This is a genomic window from Pontibacter sp. LHS1 (assembly GCF_058932855.1).
Window position 1 is genome coordinate 307042 of sequence record NZ_JBZYWF010000004.1, and the last position, 18378, is coordinate 325419.

Sequence of the window (18378 nt, forward strand, 5' to 3'; positions counted from 1 at the left end):
GTATGTCCTGGCCGGACGGGCCTTACTTTTTTCCTTGATGAAAAAATCGAGGACCCCTACCCCCAGTAAGCAAAAAAATCAAGACGCTCCAAGTCGAGGGCCCCTACCCCCACTCGCTGAACGCTCTTGACAGGGGGACCCCTTCACCCCCAACAGTGGAGCGTCAAAGGGCGCACCTGGCACTGCTGATTGTTTCATTGTAAGCGTGCGAGTTAGTCTTGCTATACCATCCAGTAGTATGTTTACTACAATACCTAGACCTCTCAAATGGTAGCTCCAGATTCCCCGCCTTGGATAAGGAGGGGTTAGGGGTGGTTGGGCCCGGCATCTGTGAGAATCCTGCAAATCCGTAAATCCTGATTCAGACAACCTTTTCGTATCTTTGCCACAATACCCTTTGCCTACAAAAAAATGCGTAAACTCTCCATGGACGACCTCAACCGCGACTCGGTTGAAGAATTCAAAAATAAGAAAAAAATACCGTTAGTCTTGGTGCTCGACAATGTGCGCAGCCTCAATAATGTGGGCTCTGTCTTTCGCACCGCCGACTCCTTTATGGTCGAGAAGGTATACCTCTGCGGCATTACCGGCACCCCACCGCACCGCGACATCGAGAAAACGGCCCTTGGCGCTACAGAATCGGTAGAATGGGAGCATGTGCCGGACACATTGGAGCTGGTGAAGCAACTGAAAGCCCAAGGGTATAAGGTTGGCTCTGTGGAACAGGCCGAGAATAGCCTGAAACTGAATAAGTTTATACCTGAACCGCAGCAGCAGTACGCTCTGGTGCTTGGCAATGAAGTATTTGGCGTAGAGCAGGAGGTCATCAACCATTCTGACTTTGTGCTCGAAATCCCGCAGTTCGGTACCAAGCACTCGCTCAACATTTCAGTAGCTACCGGTGTCGTCGTGTGGGATTTCCTGAGTAAGGTGATGCCATAGTAGCATAGTAAAATTCCTGTCCCTCAAACTACCGAGGGCAGGAATTTTACTATGCTCCCCTTGTCAAATGAAGTTTTAATAACAATTTTAAAAAAATCACCAACCACATAAACGCCTATCTACCAATATATTAAAAAGCGATCAGCCGACCAATTGCACTAATACGGCTTCTTTCCCCAAAAAATCTCGCCCACTGATTAAACCTTTACCTTTCCCACCTGTCCTACTTGTGGCTAATAGTTGAAGCCGGGGCGAACTGTGATCTTCTCAGATGGAAAGGAACGGCCAGCCCCGGCACAATTTCCTACACTACCCTATCGCTTCCCACCCTGAAGCAGCTCAGCGCTTTCTTGACATTTCCGTATCTAAAATTATGAGAACCTACGTTTTACCATTATTTTTTTTAGCATTTCTATACCTAAGCGCTCTACCTGACCTGCAGGCGCAGGACCAACCCACCCAAAACACCAGCAGTATCCGCGGCAAAGTATCCGGCACTGTGCAGGACGCCGACTCCAAAGCTCCTCTGGGCTTCGCCAATATTGTACTCCTGACTGCCCGCGACTCCAGCCTGGTAACGGGCGCCACTTCCGATATAGAAGGCAAGTTCGAACTCGACCGTGTACCGCAAGGGCAGTTTATTCTGCGCATCTCCTCTGTAGGCTACCCGACCCGTTTCATCCCGAATATCAGGATAACTGATACTGACAGCAACATCAGACTAGGCGCTATACCTGTAAAAGGTGGTGCTACGCAGCTCAAAGAGGTGCAGATCGTGACCGAAAGGCCCATGGTGGAATTTCAGCTCGACAAAAAAGTAGTGAACATGGAGCAGAACATTGCTGCCCAGGGCGGTAGCGTAGCCGATGCCATGCAAAACGTGCCTTCTGTGGATGTGGACCTCGATGGCAATGTGAGTCTGCGGGGAAGCTCTAACGTAACCATACTCGTAGACGGCAAGCGCACAGCCCTGTCTAACCTGACGCTCGACCAGATTCCGGCCAGCATGATCGAGAGCGTAGAGTTGATCACCAATCCTTCTTCCAAGTATGACCCGGAAGGCACATCCGGTGTGATCAACCTGATCCTGAAGAAGAACATGAAGCCCGGCTTCAATGGCACTGCCACTGTGAATGTGGGTACTTACGAGAACTACAACAGCTCGCTCAACCTGAACTACCGCCATTACAAGTGGAATTTCAACGGCGGCTACGATTTCCGCAGGAGCTACCGCCCGGGCGTGCGCCGCTCTTTCCTGACTAACCTGGAGGAGGGCACTTTCCGTGAAGACCTGGGCTCTAACCGCCGAACCGATATTTCGCACAGCTTCCGGTTCGGGGCCGACTATAGCATTAACCCCAAAAACACCATCTCGGCATCTGCCCTATACCGCACCGGCGACGAGCGGGGCTTCAACAGCATTCTGAACCGCAACCTGGATGGTGAGATGAACCTGACGCGCCTGAATCTGCGTGAGACACGCGGCACCGAAGCCGATGGCGTGATGGATTACAACCTCGGCTACCGCCGCACCTTCGACCAGAAAGGCCGCGAATGGACTGCTGACGTGATTTACACGGAGCGCTTCAGCGACGAGGTAGATAATATCATGCAGCGGTTAACACTCGAAAACGGACAGCCTGTCGACCGTATAAACCAACAGCGGGTCACTTCTGATGATAATACCCGCCGCATTGTGACACAGTCTGATTACGTGCACCCGATCAACGAAAACAGTCGCTTTGAGGCTGGCTACCGCAGCAGTTTCCAGTTGCTCGACAACGACAACAAGTTCTTTAATTATAACCCGGAGACTAACCAGTGGCTGGTGAACGACAATGTGACCAACCGCTTTGTGTATGACGAGCAGGTGCATGCTCTTTACAGCAACTACAGCAATAAGATTAAGGACATTAGCTTCCAGGCGGGTTTGCGGGCAGAGCAGACTTTTACCAAATCAGACCAGCGCACACAGAACAGGGTGTTCGACAACCAGTATTTTAGCTTGTTCCCAAGTCTGTTTGTCACAAAAGAATTCAGCCGTGACAACACGGTACAGTTCAGCTACAGCCGTCGTATTAACAGACCGAGGGCCTGGTCGCTTAACCCCTTCATCGACTACTCTGACACACTAAACATCCGCTCTGGCAACCCGGAGTTGTTACCCGAATTCATTAACTCTTACGAACTGGGCTATATCAAGTACTGGGACAACACCTCGTTCAACACCACCTTGTTTTACCGTCGCACCAACGACCAGATCCAGCGTTTCCGAACTTTTGACCCGGCTTCTGGCGTAACGTCCACTACCTTCCTTAATCTTGCCAGCGGTTCGTCATACGGTGTGGAACTGGTCGGAACGTATAATCCATTTAAGTGGTGGAAAATCAATGCCAGCGTATCGGGCTTCAGGGTAGAACTGAATGATGCGGGCGGCGATACCGAGCTCAGCAATGACCAGTGGACCTGGAACTCCAAACTTAACTCCAACATGACCGTCTGGAAAGACCTTGCCATACAAGTGTCGGCTAACTACCGTGCCCCCATGGCCGACATACAGGGCCAGATGCAGGAAATGTATGCAGTGGACCTGGGCCTGAAAAAAGACGTGCTCAACAAGAAAGGCACCATCACACTGCGCATCTCTGACATCTTCGACACCCGCGAGTTCAACTTCGAGAGCTTCGGGCCGGGCTTTGAGCAGACGCACAACAACAAGCGTCAGACGCGCATCGCCTTTATTGGATTCACTTACCGCCTCAACAGCGAAGACAGCAACCGTGAACGCCGTAGACAGCGCGATGAGCAGGGAGGCGGTGACGATGGATTTGATTATTAACAGCGATGAATAGGCAAACGCAAGCCGGGGAGCAATCTCCGGCTTTTTTTATGCGCACCCCCTTACTCGTACCAAGGCAATGCAGGTATACCTTCTTTCATGACTTCTCCGTACCTTAAGCCGAAACCAAACCAAACATAATGACTGCTCCTGCCCGACTGCCTATCGTTGACCTGCACTGCGACCTACTGGTATACCTGTCCGATGTACCTGCTTCGGCCATTGACAACGTAGCCGAGATTGGTTGTGCCCTGCCCGCCCTCACGCAAGGCAATGTACGCTTGCAGACCATGGCCATTTACTGCGCCACCGCTCCGGGCAGTACCCATTATGCCCACCTGCAGGCTGAAATATTCCAGAAACTGGCAGAAGACGAGAAAAGCTGCCTGACAGCTGTTTCAGACCCAGACGCCCTGCATCAGGTGCTGTCTGGCCAGGGCAACATCGGCATGGTGGCGGCTATTGAAAATGCCTCTGGCTTTTGTGAAGAGGATGAGCCACTGGAAGATGGCTTTAAGAAACTTGAGAAGATCATCGATACCGTAGGCCGCCTGCTTTACATCAGCTTTACGCACCACATGGGCAACCGCTTCGGGGGCGGCAACATGACGGACAGGGGCATTTCCCGCGATGGCAAAATGCTGCTCGACTACCTGCATGGCCGCCGCATCGCCGTTGACCTCTCCCACACCAGCGATGCCCTGGCGCACGATATCCTCGATCACATCGACCGTGAGCGGCTTGCTATACCTGTTATCGCCAGTCATTCCAACTTCAGGCCTGTATGGGTGCATAATCGTAACCTGCCCGATGAGCTGGTGCAGGAGATCATCCATCGCGAGGGCCTGATCGGCATGAACTTTTTGCGTGCCTTCGTGAACGACGAGAAGCCCGATGCACTGGTGGAGCATATTCTATATGGTTTTGGGAAAGGTGCTGAAGATGCCATCTGCTTTGGCGCCGACTATTTCTATACCGCTGACTTTCCGGATCCAACACGTGTTCCTTTTTATTTTCCGGAACATGAGCAGGCAGGTACCAGCTACAGTTTCCTGCTGGAACGCCTGCAAAACCACCTCTCCGAAGAACAGCTCGTCAAGCTTGCCTATAAAAACGCACAAAACTTTGTCGACCGAATCTGGTCCTGATTCGTGCTTTTGTCCAATAGAATGAGAGTGTCCGGCAACGCTTTTTCAGCAAAAAACTTGTGCTGAAAATAATATTTATTATATTTAAAGTGGACTATATAGAGGCTGTTCAAAACAAGTCATTCTTTGTTACAACATACTTCTGTATATCAGGTCTGTCACCTTATAAGATGCTGTTATGAAATTCATTGGACTCTTTCTCCTTCTTGCCGGGCTGGTTTCACTCGTTATTGGTTTTACAGGCGCCAACCTGCTGGCCTTAAACTGGGTAAACCAGTGGGGCGAGGGCATTGGTTGGGCTATACGGGCGGGCATTACGGCGCTCGGTGGGGTATTGTACTATATTTACCGACACGAAGATTAGGGCCATTCGCTTATTTTCTATATAGAAACTTTGCCATGTGCAAACAAACTGCGTATACGCAAATACTGTACACCAAAAGCCGAATCAGCCATGGACTCTCCGCAGTACACACCTTACTACATCCAGATCAATGAGCTCTATATTGATACAGTCGTAATAGACGATACGGAGTTCATCACCTTGTGGTGCTTTACTGTGCTCGATGATGAGTACAAATTCATTTACCTGGGTTGCGATTTCACACAATTCAACCAAATTCTGATCGGCGCCGGCGAGAAAGGCAAGGAAATCGCCCTGCACATGGCCAACGTGCTCAACGGTGAGCATGACTCCCCTACCCTGGTACCTATTAAAGAGCAGTTTGATGACTACCTGGAGCTCACCGGTTTTGACCTGGTTGTGTATGAGCCACTAGCTGTGGATGACGAGTTTGAGGACGAGTATGAGGATGATGATGACCTGCCCCTGGAGCAACTGCTGGGTGGCGGAAGCAAGCGATCTGACAATACCTCTCAGAAGTACCTGATCTACCAGTTGGACAAGCTATACCCTTCCAAAATATTCGAGCCCGAAAAACTGCAGCGCGAAAACATGACGGAGCAGTTTGAAGACGACTCACTGGAGCTGGCACAGCTCTACTACGACTACCTGAACGCCTCCGAAAACGGTTATTCTGAGTGTGAGGCCAGACAGGTGGCAGGCCTTGAGAAAGACCTTTTCTTCCGGATGGCCCGCAAGGCTGCCGATCTCTGGAGCTAAGCATATCCGCTATACCTACCTGGCACTGTCATACTGTGCAGCCAGTTGCAGGCGTGCCCGCAGTTGCAACTGCATCTCATTTACCCAATTCCGGATTTCCTCTTCTTCCGCTTTCAGCAGCATTTCTCTGTAGTGGTCCAGCTGCGACTGTTGTGAGGCATATACGTACTGTTTGTAGCGCTCATCAAAATCGCTCCCGCTCAATTTTCTGAATTCTTGTATGGTAGCCCTGTCAGCTGAGCCCAGCGAATCAGGTAGGCTGGAGTGCAGTCCTTCTGCTCTGGCAACTTGCTGCAATTGTTTCATCGCATCGCTATAAAAGGCCAGCATTTCTGCGCTCAGGGCTTTGACCTCTTCGGATTGGGCACGCTCGGTAGCCAGGCGGGCCAGTTCAGCCTGCAACATAGTAGTACTGGCGGCATAGTCTATAAAGGCGGCGCTGCGGCTGATCTCCTTTACAACCGGAGGCGTGGCAGTTTTGGTCTGGTTAGTTTTGGGGCTGTCGCCACAGGCGATCATCAGCAAAAATAACAACCCGAAGGCAAGGGTGAGCAGTTTATCGTTGAGCATAAGCAAGGGGGCGTCAGGTAGTTGAATAGCTATACCGTATGCCCGGCATCACAAGTTATGCCATATGCTCAAAAACACTTAAAAGTACAGCAATCCCTTATCAGGTTTAAAACCGGTACGACTTCCGCACCAGCGTCAGGTTACTTTCGCGGCCCTGCTCCGGTATCACGTGCGCGGGCATCGGCTGCCGCACCAGTTGCTGTGGCAAACCGATCGACACGTCATACAGGTATAGCTGCAGACTGCTGCTCTGTTTCAGGCGCACCTCCAGCTCTACCTCTTTAGCGTCCGGCAGTCCGTGCACCTTGGCAAAGTATACCTGCCCCTGCGCTGTTTCCATTGGCCCGAGGGCTAGCGCCTCCCCATTGATGGCGGCTCCCAGCATCCCGTCTTCTACGGAGGGCTGCAGCACCAGGTCCAGGTGCGCTGCCCCACGTGGCGACTGTAGCCGGATGGTCAAAACACGTTCACCAGGGGCTATTCCTTCGTTCACCAGACTGGCTACCGGCGCCTGCACAGGTATAGGCTCTGCTTCGTTTTTCAGATACTGCCTTGCAGCCATTGGGTATATTTCAGTCAGAGCTCCGGTTGTTGGGCTAGGGAAAAACTGCCGGTTCCAGTCATCGGTGCGCTGGTAAGCCGAGGCCCAAACTGCCACACTATCCTCGGCGTTGAGGTAGTAGCTCACATGGCTATGCAAGGGCTGCTCAGGGTTTGGCTTCTCGGCTTCGATGGCCCTGAATAGCTGTATACCTCCAGCGAAAAGCAGGAAGGCAGGCAAAAGCGGCAGTGTACGCCAGCCGAAGCTGCGTTCTATTGTGACCAGCAAAGGGATCGCCAGACCGGCCAGCAAGAGCAGCGTGGCTACTGTAGCGACAGGCATCTGTAAGGCAAACACCACAAACAGGAAGCGCACCAGCGGCATCAGCATGAAAATAGCGGGAGCTATACCTGCCAGCAGCACCAGTGCATAAGCCCAGCCAACCGGCTGCTGGTGCAGGTCTTTTAAGAAGAGTACCAGCAAGGCCAACAAGCAGAAAAGCAGCGGGAACATGAACAGATAAGCCGCAGCCGGCACCAGCAGCAAGGCTGCCACCATCAGAGCAAACCAAAGCAGGCAAACGCCCATGGTCAAGGCAAATACCGACACCCAGCGCAACAGCAGCCAGCTCAGCAGCAGCATCAACCCAAGCGCCAGCAGCAGGTAGCCCATAAAGAAACTTCCGGCACCGTATACCCCATTGATGTCATGGCTGTAAGGCAGCACACCTTTTACAAAGCCAGTGATGGGAAATGTCAGCCCCGCCACAATGCCAACCACCAGCAGGAAACCGACAAAGCCTCCGATCAGTTGCACCACCGAAAAAGCCTTTCTGCGAGTCCCCACTACGATACATGCCAGCAGCAGCACCGTCGTTAGCGCCGCCCACAGCAGGTTCCACCCGGCCGGGTAGTGCACCAGCCAACTGCCTGCCGGGTTAAAAAAGATCTTGTCCTGCGCCTTGGTTTCGTCGAGCAACATATTGCCCAGGTGCCGCACCAGCGCCAGCATGTTGCTGCCGTGGTGCTGCAGGCTGCTGCGGTCCAGGTTTTCGGGCGAGTCGGTCATTTTGTGGTAGTGCACAAAGCCATCGATGAAAGCTGAGTTTACCCCTGTATACCCGGCATCTCTGAACACGGTAAAGTCGGTATTGTTGGGCAGGTTGCGGTATACCTCATACATCATGGAGCTGGCAAACGGATAGGGTGCCGACGCAGCAAACTGCTCCACGATCCAGCCATTTTCAGGGCTTATCTCAAAGGTCATGCTCGGGCCGGCATTGCCGCGCGCCTCTACGTTCACCACTACGCCCACCTCCTTCGCCCAGGGGTGCTTCAGAAAGGCCTTCGCTCCGTACAGGCCATACTCCTCCCCGTCAGTCATCAGAAAAATAACGTCGTGCTGCAGCGGCTCACCCATTTGCAGGGCACGGGCTGTTTCAAGCATAGCGGCTATACCTGCGCCATCGTCGCCGGCACCGGGGGTGTTGGGCTGCGAGTCGTAGTGCGCCATCACCAGCACGGCTTTGCCGCCTGGTTGCGTCCCTTTTATTCTACCCAGCAGGTTGTATACATAGCCCACGTTGCTGGCATCGCCCACCTGATTGACGATCACCTCCTCCTGCACCTCCGGCTGCAGCCCGAGCATCTCCATTTGTTTCAGCAAGTACCGCCGCGCCTCCGCATGGCCCGGTGTGCCCATGGCATGCGGCTGGCTTGCCACTTTCCGCACGTGTGCCATAGCCCGTTCCGCCGAAAAATCAGTAGCTGGCGCATCAGCCGGCAGGGCTTCAGGTGGACTCATCAGGCTAACGCTGTATACACTCAACCCTACAAGGGCAATCAGCAAAAATAAAGAAATAAGATAGGGTCTTTTAGACATGGCCAGGTATGGGGTGGTTCTATACGGTTAATATAGCAAATTCCTATATACATTGTACTTATACCTGTCAACGCCTCCAATTGCCCGGGCACTTTATCTCAGCAGGTACAAAATCCCAATCTTCCGGACACCTCGCACGAATTATGGTTAAGGGTGATGTGTACAGCCTGAGAGTTGTGGAAAACAAAAGCCCCACCAGTATACCTGGTGGGGCTTACAATAATAGCTAGCTGTTTCATCTCAGCGAGAAGGATCGCCTTCAGGCAGCACTTCGCTCTGGCGCAGGTGCACCGGTTCTGTTTTCTTGCGAAGCTTCATGTTCAGCATCTCTACCATCAGCGAGAAGAACATGGCGAAGTAGATATAGCCTTTCGGGATGTGCTGGTGCAGCGCCTCCACTACCAGCATAAAGCCGATGAGAATCAGGAAGGCAAGTGCGAGCATTTTCACCGTCGGGTGCTTATTCACGAAGTCGCTTACGTACTTGGCGAAGATCAGCATAATACCCATCGCGATGATCACGGCTATGATCATCACCAAAATCTCCTGTGCCAAGCCTACGGCCGTCAGGATGGAGTCGAAGGAGAATACAATGTCGATGAGGATGATCTGGATAAGCACCTTGCTCAACGTTATGGTACCCTGCCCGGCATTGTGGCCTTCTTCCTCGCCTTCGAGTTTGTTGTGGATCTCAGTTACGGACTTGGCCAGCAGGAACAGGCCACCGGCAAAGAGAATGATGTCACGCCACGATACGGGAAAGTCCTCGTCGGTAAACGGCAGGTTGATCGAGAAAATCGGGTTACTGGCGCTCACGATCCAGGTGATGAACATCAGGAGGATGATGCGGAAAACAAGTGCCAGCGTCAAGCCAATGTTGCGCCCTTTGGCCTGTTGGTCTTTGGGCAGCCGGCTTACAATGATCGAAATGAACACGATGTTGTCAATGCCGAGCACCACCTCCATAAAGGTCAGCGTCAGCAGACTTATCCAGGTATCCGGATTAGCGAATATGTCAAACATAATATATAAGGTGAGTGAGGTGAGGGTATTACGACTTCATATTGACATACTGAAGCGGCATACCTATTTCTTCGGCGTTTGTACGCAGAAGTGCGATTACTTGCTGCAAGTCATCGATTTTTTTGCCTGTCACCCGAATGGTTTCATCCATCATGGCAGCCGACACTTTGGCTTTGCTGTCTTTGATCAGCTTCATGATCTTCTTGGATGTCTCCTTGTCGATACCGGCTTTCACTTTGATATCCTTCTTCACCATGGCACCAGATGCATAGGGCTCTTTGGAAAAGTCAAGAGCAGTAGCATCGAGGCCCTGCTTTACCATTTTACCGATAAGCACGTCCTCGGTGTGCTGCAGGCGCATTTCGTTCTCCATGCTGATGTGCACTTCATTGTTTTTCTTGTCGAACTCGAGCGAACCTTTAGTGTCGCGGAAGTCATAGCGGTTCATGATCTCCTTGCGGGCCACGTTCACCGCATTATCCATCGTCTGCGGATCTACTTTGCTGATGATATCAAAAGATGCCATAGTTTTTAGGTTAGGTAACAGAAATAAGTTTTACACGATTTATAACCCACAAAGTTATTTATCTGATTGTTGATTGCTAACTGTTGGTCAGTAAATTGTTGCTTGTTGATTGATAATTGCTGGTGACTGGTTACTAAATTGCCTCGCTGAACCGTCTTCGGATTTTTATTGGCAATCTGTCTCAAAGGATGTGGTCAAAATCTCCCCTTGAGCGGGGCAGGGGGTGCGTTTTTCATTCTACCCTTTTTTAATCAACAACCAGCAATCAACTAATAAATGAAAGTCATAGAACCCGCTACACCAGAGCAACTTAACCAATACTACCAACTGCGTTACGACTCCCTGCGCAAGCCCTGGGACCAACCTGAGGGCAGCGAGCGTGCCGATGACGACGAGCAGGCCATACACGCCATGCTGGTCGATGATGCGGGAGAGGCCGTAGGTGTTTGCCGTCTGCACCTGAACACGCCGCAGGAGGGACAGTTACGCTTTATGGGGGTGCGCGCCGACAAGCAGGGCCAGCGCCTCGGCGACCAGTTGATCGGCTACCTCGAAGACCGCGCCAGACAACTCGGAGCTACTTCCATGATGCTGCAGGCCCGCGAAAATGCCGTGAACTTTTACCGTCGCAACGGGTATGAAGTAGTAGAAAAAACATACCTGTTGTTTGGCTCTATTCAGCATTACAAAATGACCAAGCAACTGTAATACGCTGCGAAAATGGCCTTCGACAAAAAGAATAAACTCCTTTTCACTGCCGGTGCAGTCTTATTAGGCACTATTATCATCAGCAGTTGCAGCAGCGCGAATGCCCCGCTTGAGACGGTCCCTAGTGTGGACCTGGAGCGCTACATGGGCAAGTGGTACGAGATCGCTTCTATACCGCAGCGCTTCACCAAAGGCTGCCAGTGCACCACGGCCGAGTATAAACTCAATGCCGAAGAGGGCTATGTAGAGGTATACAACGCCTGCCTGAAAGAGGGAAAGGTAAGTGATGTCAAGGGCAAAGCTTTTCCGGTGGAGGGCAGCAACAACAGCAAGCTCAAGGTACAGTTTTTCTGGCCCTTCAAAGGCGATTACTGGATCCTGGAGCTCGACCCTGCATACAGGTATGTGATGGTGGGATCACCCGACCGCGAAAGCCTTTGGTTCCTCTCGCGCACTCCCACCATGGATGAAGCCACTTATGCCATGCTGGAGCAGCTGGCCAAGAGCAAAGGCTTCCCGGTGGGGCAGTTGCAGATGACCGAACAACCTTGCGCGGAGTAGCGGTTAGTTAAAGCTGATAGTCGAGCGGCAGCATGTCACCTACTTTTTCCCAAGACCAGTATCCTTCAAAAAGCACATCCAGCGGATTCAGGAAGTTTCCAGCGGGCTCTACTCCTACCGTATCTGCCTGCAAAGAGAAAACGGATGTCTGGTAGGTAGGTTTACGGGCAGTGGCACCATTGAGAAAATTAGAAGTGCTCCTGACGTATGCAGGTTCTTCCTGTTCGCCGGTATACACCACCTGCATGAACTGCTCAAAAGACAAGCTGGCTTTGCCCTCATCCAAAGTCAGGTACTCGCTATAAGGCACAGGATTGATATCCAACTGCTCTGTAAAACGTGGCAACCGGGCCCGCCTCAGGATGTCGCTGATGCTGTCGGAAATAGTGATCGTGTTGCCATTGGCTCTCAGGTGGGCACGGGCCCCGGCTATTTCTTCGTCTGTTGGCCGGTTGGGGTTAGGCAGGCGGTAGAGGCGGCGCAGGTTAAACCCCTCTTCTTCCAGCCGCTTCTGCTGCAGCGCTCTGGCAAAGTGCATAGCAGAGCCACGGTAAGCTAATTCTCTGTTCTTCTCCCATCTGCGCTGCTTGCTTTTACTGCCCTGCATCAGTTCATAGCGCGGATATCCTTCAAAGGTCACGTATCCCTCTTTTGTCCGATAGGTAAAGGCTGTCAGCAGGTACTCCACCTTGTAACCCAGCAAACTGTTCTCGATCAGCAGCGGGCCACGGGCTGCTACCGACAGCACACCTCTGGTATGATCAAAATCAATGGTCAGCACCTCCGGGTTTAAAAGTTTGCACCCTTTGGCGATCCAGCTCCTGCCCAGAAAGTTTTCTTTGAACACCTCCAGGTTGTCGTACCACTGCGCATCCCGCTTGCCCTGCACTTCTACTACTCCCAGCATCTGGGCCTTGGGTGTCAGTTTGAAGAGGATGGAGGAGGGCAGGCTATCGGTTCGTGCTGTGTATACCAGTGGTTCGTAGCCCAGGTAAGAAACAATCACTTCGTAGGTACCTGTCGGCATCGCAAGCGCAAACTCACCTTTATCATTTGTGGTGGTGCCTCTGGTAGTGGTGTTCAGGTAGACCGATACATACTCCAGGGGCTCATTGGTAGCCGCATCCACTACGCGGCCTTTCAGCGTCTGGGCTTGTACTGCAATTGAAATCAAAAAGAACAGAGAGATCAGGAGCGCTTGTTTCATATATCTGAAACTACCAATATTTCCCCTAATAATCAAACCTATACCTGATCCGTGCTCAGTAAGCCCGCCACATACCTGTGGTGTCCTCAGCGGCGGCTCCATCGGCAGGTATAGGCGACTCCTGCAGCATAGGGTCCTCCTCCCGGTTAAAGCGATCGGCGCTGAACACAAAGGATACGATGCCTAGCAGCAGTACAAAAACAAACGGAAAGACCAGGTTCCGATAAAAAAAATCACGCAACGGCTCGTGCAGTTTCCGGAATCGTTTCAGGTATAAGAAGAGCAGCACGCCCACCAGTATGTAAAGCGGAACTACCGCATAAAAAATCACTTGCCAGCCATACCAGTTCTGGTAGCGAAAAATAAGCGCCAGTAGCCCCGTAACCAGCGAGAAGCTACTGAGGGCCCCCAGCAGGGCTAGCCATAAGTTCGAAACGATGTAGAAAAATGAAAGGCCTACCTGCACCAGAAAAAGCAACATCAGTACGGCCATGGCGAACACAAACACAAAACTGCCGCCCGTCAGGCCTATGAACTTCATGGCAACACCTACCACGGCCATACCCATCGCGACGTAAAGCACCAGTGTGAACGAGCGGATAAATGAAGTGAGCTGGTAACGCACGTCGGCTATCAGCGATCGTTTTTCGTTTCGGAGGGGACGATGGTCAAAGGTCATGGCAATCGTTTTAATCCTGTTTACGCATTTCCTGTCGGCGCATCGGCATCTGGTCGATTATTTTAAACACCTCTTCCAGGGGCACCGCTGTCCGGCTCCGGTATTTCTCCAATCCATCTTTCCCCAGCAAAAGCAAGGTATAGCTATCCGTATCTACTCCGAATTCCTTTAGCAAATCCCCCCGCATATTAGCGGCATCACCACCCGGCACCAACTCCAGCGCCACCAACTGCCGCTCTGCTACACTCTGCAGGTTTATGCGGTTTAATTTTTTTTGTTTGATAAATTCCGCATCGTTTTCAGATGCTGCAAAGAGCAGCAAAAGCCGGTTTTCCCATTTGTAAGCTTTCAGATTCATTTCTTTTTTCTTTTGTGCCTGTGTCAAAGACGGCAGCAGAAGTACCAGACAAAGTACAGTTATTTTCATCGCTTGCTTTCCCATACTCTTTTCATACGAGTGCACCTATAAGCAGGGTGTAACACCGGTTAGTCGATGTAATGGGTCAGCTTGTCTAAAATTGAAACATATTATGATTCGATTACATGAATCTATAATAAAAGTTTATACCTTTGCGCCCTGATTTGATACCGCAACCACAACCACACAAAATAAAACCATGAAATTCAATGCGTTAACTGCTTTGGCAGCCTTGTTATTGCTTTTGCTTTTTAGTACCCCAATCACTGCCATGGGTCAACAGCTTACCCAGACCGTCCGGGGCAAGATCATCGACAAAGAGTCACAGGAACCACTGATCGGAGCTACAGTTGCTATCCTTACCATCGACCCACCAATGGGTACAACTACAGATGCAAACGGCACCTTCCGCCTCGACAAAGTACCAGTGGGACGCCATACCTTGCGCATCAGTTACCTGGGCTACGAAGAGCAGGTATTGCCTGAGCTGCTGCTTGGTTCGGGCAAGGAACTGGTGCTGAACATCGGCCTGAGCGAATCCTTCAGAAAACTGCAAGAGATAGTGATTAGTGCCGAGCAGCAGAGCAAGGGAAATCCCCTCAACGAGATGGCGATGATCAGTTCGCGATCTATTTCGGTGGAGGAGACCAAGCGCTATGCCGCCAGTGTGAACGACCCTGCCCGTGCTGCCCAGAACTATGCCGGCGTAGGCATCAGCCAGGACATGAGCAACGAGATCGTGGTGCGGGGTAACTCACCACGCGGCGTGCTCTGGCGTGTGGAAGGCATAGAGGTGCCCAACCCGAGTCACTTTGCCGAAGAAGGTGCGGCCGGTGGGGCCGTGAGCATTCTGAGCGTGAACATGCTCGACAACTCCGACTTTAACACGGGCGCTTTCCCGGCGGAGTATGGCAATGCCCTGTCCGGCATATTCGACATCCGTTTGCGCAACGGCAACAACGAGAAACGCGAGTATGCACTGCAGGCAGGTATACTAGGTATAGACTTTGCCGCCGAAGGTCCATTCAAGGCTGGCTCCAAGGCCTCATACCTGGCTAATTACCGCTATTCGACTTTGGCCATGCTTAACAAAATCGGCGTGAAGATATCGGGTGATGCTGTGCCTGTTTTCCAGGATTTCTCCTTTAAGCTATACCTGCCGACGGCCAGAGCGGGCTACTTCTCTTTCTGGGGACTGGGTGGACTGAGCGAACAGAATGTGAAAGCAGAGCGTGACGCCGAGCAGTGGGAAGGCTACCTCGACCGCTTCGACGACCGCTTCCAGGCACGCATGGCGTCTTCGGGGCTCACGCACATCCTGTTCCTCGGCAAAGACGACTACATCGAGTCCACGCTTTCATTCTCCACGAGCGGCAACAAGGTATGGGTCGACTCACTGGCCGCTGACTACACGGCTACACCTTTCTACCGCCACGATTTTGCGCAGCAGGCTACCCGCTTCTCGTCGCTTTACAACCGCAAGTTCAACAACCGCCATACCTTGCGCACGGGCATTATCCTGAGCCAACTGGGTTACGATTCCTATGCGGGCGGGCGCAACATTGAGTATGAAGAAGGCGAGTTTGTGAACCAGCGCGGCAGCACACAAATGGCACAGGCCTTTGCGCAATGGAAGTATCGCTTCACCGAGCAGCTCACACTCAACACCGGTCTGCACAGTCTGTACTTTGGTCTGAATGGTAATACGGTGGTAGAGCCGCGAATGGGCCTGAGATACCAGGTGAACGCCGCCAAGGCCTTTAGTGCCGCCTTTGGTCTGCACAGCCGCCACGATGCCCTCACCTCCTACTTTGCGCAGCAGCGCCAACCAGACGGCAGTTATACCCAGCCGAACCGCAAGCTGGGCTTTACCCGCGCCGCGCATTACGTGCTGGGCTACGATCAGATGCTGCGCGAAGACCTGCGCCTGAAAGTGGAAGCCTATTACCAGCACCTCTTTAATGTGCCAGTGGGCGCTGCCGAAAACAGCACCTACTCTGCGCTGAACTACGAGCGTGGCGTAACCCGCGAGACCTTGGTAAACGAAGGCACCGGCCGCAACTACGGAGTGGAGATGACACTGGAAAAATTCTTCACCAACAACTACTACTTCCTGCTCACGACCTCACTCTACGACTCCAGGTATACCGTGCACGACGGCATCGAACGCAGCACCCGTTTCAACGGCAATCACATTGTGAACCTGCTCGCAGGCAAGGAGTTTAAGGTGGGTCGCAACAAACAAAACCTGATCGGGCTGAACGGCAAAGTGATGTGGGCCGGCGGCAACCGCTATACCCCGATCGACCTGGAGAAATCGAAAGAGATGAAGTACGAGGTGCTCGACGTGACCAATCGCTTCGGGGTGCAGACACCCGATTATTTCCGCTCCGACATCCGGGTAAGCTACCGCAAAAACAGACCGAATGCCAGCTACATCCTGTCGCTTGACATCCAGAACTTCACCAACCGCCAGAATGTGTTTGGCGTGAAGTACGACCGCATGAAAGAGGAAGTCATCACCCGCCACATGGTGGGCATGCTGCCGATCCTAAACTATAGAGTGGAGTTTTAAAAAGAGCCATACCTAATGCAAAGCGCCACATCCGAGAACAGAATGTGGCGCTTTTTGACTGATTCGAAACAGAAATATTTAAAAGCAACAGCTATAAGGTACTCGAGCATTTTCTATATTTAGATCCTCTCTCTTCTGAAAAACTATGGATTCACTTCGCTACCCCATTGGTCAGTTTGACCTTTCTTCTCCTATTACGGAGGACCAGTTAAACCTGTACATTCTTTCTATTGGCAGCCTTCCTGCAAAAGTAGAACAGGCCGTATCCAGCCTTTCCGATGAGCAGTTGGACACGCCCTACCGCCCCGGCGGCTGGACTGTGCGTCAGGTTGTGCATCACCTGCCTGACAGCCACCTCAACGGCTATACCCGCCAAAAGCTGGCCCTGACAGAAGAGAACCCGACCATTAGACCTTACGATGAAGTAGCCTGGGCAGAATTACCAGAAGCCAGAACAGCAGATCCGGGTATATCATTAGCGTTGCTGCACGCCCTGCACCAGAGGTGGGTACTGATGCTACACCAGCTTTCCGCCGAGCAGCTTGACCGCACGTTTGTACACCCGGTATCCGGCCAGCAAACCATCCGGCAGCACATCGGCCTCTACGCCTGGCATGGCGAGCACCACCTGGCACACATCACCGAACTGAAGAAAAGCATGGGTTGGTAAAGTGGCTACTACAGGCTGTTCACGTGTACTGAGTCTTCGACCTGATAAAATAGCGTATCCTGCAGTTCGTCTGTAAGAAGCAGGGTTTGGGTGTTGTGGTCGAGCGACAGTGTTTCAGAAGCCTCCAGATCGCCGGTGTCGCGTTTGATAGCTCCGTTCAGGATGATGAGTTTGAAGAAGAGGATAAAACTAACCACCGCCACAGCATGAACCAGAAGCGCTCCTTTGTTATGTGTATCGGCTGGAGTTGCAAATACAATGATGATGCGCCGTATCAGCATCAAAGCTCCAACCACCAGCACCAACAAACCTACTAAATGGTGTAGCCCCGGAGCATGTGCATACTCCCAGCCAAACACGAGGTAAGTGAGCCAAACCAGCGCAAAACCACCTGCGTAGTAAGCCAGCCCGCGCCCTATACCTCCTATCAAATTATTCCTGATACGCATATCCTTACTGCATTTTCATTTCGGTCAGGTCGCGCAGTTCTGCCTGAAGGTCCTGTGCGATTTGTTGCATCTCCTGCATGGCCTGCTCTTTTGATTTGCGCTGCAGCAGGTGCAGCTTCAGGTTATCCGACAGCTTGATGTAGCCATCATATTTCACAAATTGGAAAGTACTCATTGACGCCCTTGACTCACTAACCTGCCTGTAATTGTTCGCTTTGAGGTACAGGAAATCGATACCAACCAGCGGCAGCATTTTGCCGAAAGTTATACCTGCAAAACGTACCCCTTCGCGGTAGGTCATTTGTGCCAGGTCAAACTCCGTACGATAGTGCGTAAACTGCGTAATAATAGCTGTTGGCAGAAAAGCGTATGCTGCTACCGAGCCATTTACAATCATCGTGACCGCAAGTGCGGTGGTGATCCAGCCGAATGCCCGTGCGCTTGTACTGAAGTAGTGACCTGTGTTATAGCTGTGTAAAGTTGCTGGCATAGGCTCTCTGAAATGATAGTCAATATAA

18 protein-coding genes are annotated in these 18378 nt (G+C 51.9%); 9 read left to right on the plus strand and 9 right to left on the minus strand.

Annotated elements, in window-relative coordinates:
* The first annotated feature begins 411 nt into the window (after positions 1-411).
* The 5 genes from AC5FXQ_RS10705 (at position 412) to AC5FXQ_RS10725 (ending at position 6052) form a co-directional block, all read left to right on the plus strand.
* Entirely contained in the window at positions 412-942 is a 531-nt protein-coding gene (locus tag AC5FXQ_RS10705; RefSeq protein ID WP_493602421.1) for an RNA methyltransferase, read from the plus strand.
* A 373-nt stretch (positions 943-1315) separates the two neighbouring features.
* On the plus strand, positions 1316-3781 hold the full coding sequence (locus tag AC5FXQ_RS10710; protein WP_493602422.1) for a TonB-dependent receptor: 2466 nt from the start codon (positions 1316-1318) through the stop codon (positions 3779-3781).
* Between the two features lie 140 nt (positions 3782-3921).
* Positions 3922-4929, plus strand: a complete 1008-nt coding sequence (locus AC5FXQ_RS10715) for a dipeptidase (protein WP_493602423.1) — start codon at positions 3922-3924, stop codon at positions 4927-4929.
* A gap of 178 nt (positions 4930-5107) precedes the next feature.
* Positions 5108-5293: a hypothetical protein gene (locus AC5FXQ_RS10720; RefSeq protein WP_493602424.1), complete on the plus strand. Its 186-nt coding sequence runs from the start codon at positions 5108-5110 to the stop codon at positions 5291-5293.
* A 90-nt stretch (positions 5294-5383) separates the two neighbouring features.
* On the plus strand, positions 5384-6052 hold the full coding sequence (locus tag AC5FXQ_RS10725; protein WP_493602425.1) for a hypothetical protein: 669 nt from the start codon (positions 5384-5386) through the stop codon (positions 6050-6052).
* A gap of 15 nt (positions 6053-6067) precedes the next feature.
* Here the strand turns inward: AC5FXQ_RS10725 and AC5FXQ_RS10730 are convergent, their stop codons facing one another.
* The 4 genes from AC5FXQ_RS10730 to AC5FXQ_RS10745 form a co-directional block, all read right to left on the minus strand.
* The gene (locus AC5FXQ_RS10730; RefSeq protein ID WP_493602426.1) at positions 6068-6622 is read right to left on the minus strand and encodes a DUF4142 domain-containing protein; all 555 of its coding nucleotides are present in this window, start codon (positions 6620-6622) and stop codon (positions 6068-6070) included.
* Positions 6623-6728: 106 nt separating this feature from the next.
* Complete coding sequence (locus AC5FXQ_RS10735) at positions 6729-8966, minus strand: M28 family peptidase (protein ID WP_493602427.1); 2238 nt, start codon at positions 8964-8966, stop codon at positions 6729-6731.
* Between the two features lie 318 nt (positions 8967-9284).
* Positions 9285-10067, minus strand: coding sequence for a TerC family protein (locus AC5FXQ_RS10740; RefSeq protein WP_493602428.1), 783 nt, complete (start codon positions 10065-10067; stop codon positions 9285-9287).
* A 28-nt stretch (positions 10068-10095) separates the two neighbouring features.
* The gene (locus AC5FXQ_RS10745) at positions 10096-10593 is read right to left on the minus strand and encodes a YajQ family cyclic di-GMP-binding protein (protein ID WP_493602429.1); all 498 of its coding nucleotides are present in this window, start codon (positions 10591-10593) and stop codon (positions 10096-10098) included.
* Positions 10594-10869: 276 nt separating this feature from the next.
* On the opposite strand from AC5FXQ_RS10745, the gene AC5FXQ_RS10750 reads away from it, so the two are divergent.
* On the plus strand, positions 10870-11301 hold the full coding sequence (locus AC5FXQ_RS10750; RefSeq protein WP_493602430.1) for a GNAT family N-acetyltransferase: 432 nt from the start codon (positions 10870-10872) through the stop codon (positions 11299-11301).
* 12 nt (positions 11302-11313) lie between these two features.
* The gene (locus AC5FXQ_RS10755) at positions 11314-11862 is read left to right on the plus strand and encodes a lipocalin family protein (RefSeq protein ID WP_493602431.1); all 549 of its coding nucleotides are present in this window, start codon (positions 11314-11316) and stop codon (positions 11860-11862) included.
* A 7-nt stretch (positions 11863-11869) separates the two neighbouring features.
* Here AC5FXQ_RS10755 and AC5FXQ_RS10760 read toward each other — a convergent pair whose 3' ends face one another.
* From AC5FXQ_RS10760 to AC5FXQ_RS10770, 3 genes are read right to left on the minus strand one after another with little or no spacing between them, the layout of a single operon-like run.
* Complete coding sequence (locus AC5FXQ_RS10760) at positions 11870-13069, minus strand: carboxypeptidase-like regulatory domain-containing protein (protein WP_493602432.1); 1200 nt, start codon at positions 13067-13069, stop codon at positions 11870-11872.
* A 55-nt stretch (positions 13070-13124) separates the two neighbouring features.
* Positions 13125-13748, minus strand: a complete 624-nt coding sequence (locus AC5FXQ_RS10765; protein ID WP_493602433.1) for a hypothetical protein — start codon at positions 13746-13748, stop codon at positions 13125-13127.
* Positions 13749-13758: 10 nt separating this feature from the next.
* Positions 13759-14175 carry a DUF4174 domain-containing protein gene (locus AC5FXQ_RS10770; RefSeq protein WP_493602434.1) on the minus strand — a complete coding sequence of 139 codons (417 nt, stop codon included), beginning with the start codon at positions 14173-14175 and terminating at the stop codon, positions 13759-13761.
* A gap of 190 nt (positions 14176-14365) precedes the next feature.
* Between AC5FXQ_RS10770 and AC5FXQ_RS10775 the strand changes: the two genes are divergently transcribed.
* Entirely contained in the window at positions 14366-16741 is a 2376-nt protein-coding gene (locus tag AC5FXQ_RS10775) for a TonB-dependent receptor (RefSeq protein WP_493602435.1), read from the plus strand.
* Between the two features lie 145 nt (positions 16742-16886).
* On the plus strand, positions 16887-17411 hold the full coding sequence (locus AC5FXQ_RS10780) for a YfiT family bacillithiol transferase (RefSeq protein WP_493602436.1): 525 nt from the start codon (positions 16887-16889) through the stop codon (positions 17409-17411).
* Between the two features lie 8 nt (positions 17412-17419).
* Here the strand turns inward: AC5FXQ_RS10780 and AC5FXQ_RS10785 are convergent, their stop codons facing one another.
* Positions 17420-17860 (minus strand): hypothetical protein, encoded by a 441-nt coding sequence (locus tag AC5FXQ_RS10785; protein ID WP_493602437.1) that lies wholly within the window; start codon positions 17858-17860, stop codon positions 17420-17422.
* Positions 17861-17864: 4 nt separating this feature from the next.
* Entirely contained in the window at positions 17865-18350 is a 486-nt protein-coding gene (locus AC5FXQ_RS10790; RefSeq protein WP_493602438.1) for a hypothetical protein, read from the minus strand.
* Positions 18351-18378: the final 28 nt, after the last annotated feature.

Coding starts and splice junctions, on each gene's coding strand:
- AC5FXQ_RS10705 (WP_493602421.1), top strand. CDS start 412: ATGCGTAAACTCTCCATGGACGACCTCAACCGCGACTCGGTTGAAGAA.
- AC5FXQ_RS10710 (WP_493602422.1), top strand. CDS start 1,316: ATGAGAACCTACGTTTTACCATTATTTTTTTTAGCATTTCTATACCTA.
- AC5FXQ_RS10715 (WP_493602423.1), top strand. CDS start 3,922: ATGACTGCTCCTGCCCGACTGCCTATCGTTGACCTGCACTGCGACCTA.
- AC5FXQ_RS10720 (WP_493602424.1), top strand. CDS start 5,108: ATGAAATTCATTGGACTCTTTCTCCTTCTTGCCGGGCTGGTTTCACTC.
- AC5FXQ_RS10725 (WP_493602425.1), top strand. CDS start 5,384: ATGGACTCTCCGCAGTACACACCTTACTACATCCAGATCAATGAGCTC.
- AC5FXQ_RS10730 (WP_493602426.1), bottom strand. CDS start 6,622: ATGCTCAACGATAAACTGCTCACCCTTGCCTTCGGGTTGTTATTTTTG.
- AC5FXQ_RS10735 (WP_493602427.1), bottom strand. CDS start 8,966: ATGAGTCCACCTGAAGCCCTGCCGGCTGATGCGCCAGCTACTGATTTT.
- AC5FXQ_RS10740 (WP_493602428.1), bottom strand. CDS start 10,067: ATGTTTGACATATTCGCTAATCCGGATACCTGGATAAGTCTGCTGACG.
- AC5FXQ_RS10745 (WP_493602429.1), bottom strand. CDS start 10,593: ATGGCATCTTTTGATATCATCAGCAAAGTAGATCCGCAGACGATGGAT.
- AC5FXQ_RS10750 (WP_493602430.1), top strand. CDS start 10,870: ATGAAAGTCATAGAACCCGCTACACCAGAGCAACTTAACCAATACTAC.
- AC5FXQ_RS10755 (WP_493602431.1), top strand. CDS start 11,314: ATGGCCTTCGACAAAAAGAATAAACTCCTTTTCACTGCCGGTGCAGTC.
- AC5FXQ_RS10760 (WP_493602432.1), bottom strand. CDS start 13,069: ATGAAACAAGCGCTCCTGATCTCTCTGTTCTTTTTGATTTCAATTGCA.
- AC5FXQ_RS10765 (WP_493602433.1), bottom strand. CDS start 13,748: ATGACCTTTGACCATCGTCCCCTCCGAAACGAAAAACGATCGCTGATA.
- AC5FXQ_RS10770 (WP_493602434.1), bottom strand. CDS start 14,175: ATGAAAATAACTGTACTTTGTCTGGTACTTCTGCTGCCGTCTTTGACA.
- AC5FXQ_RS10775 (WP_493602435.1), top strand. CDS start 14,366: ATGAAATTCAATGCGTTAACTGCTTTGGCAGCCTTGTTATTGCTTTTG.
- AC5FXQ_RS10780 (WP_493602436.1), top strand. CDS start 16,887: ATGGATTCACTTCGCTACCCCATTGGTCAGTTTGACCTTTCTTCTCCT.
- AC5FXQ_RS10785 (WP_493602437.1), bottom strand. CDS start 17,860: ATGCGTATCAGGAATAATTTGATAGGAGGTATAGGGCGCGGGCTGGCT.
- AC5FXQ_RS10790 (WP_493602438.1), bottom strand. CDS start 18,350: ATGCCAGCAACTTTACACAGCTATAACACAGGTCACTACTTCAGTACA.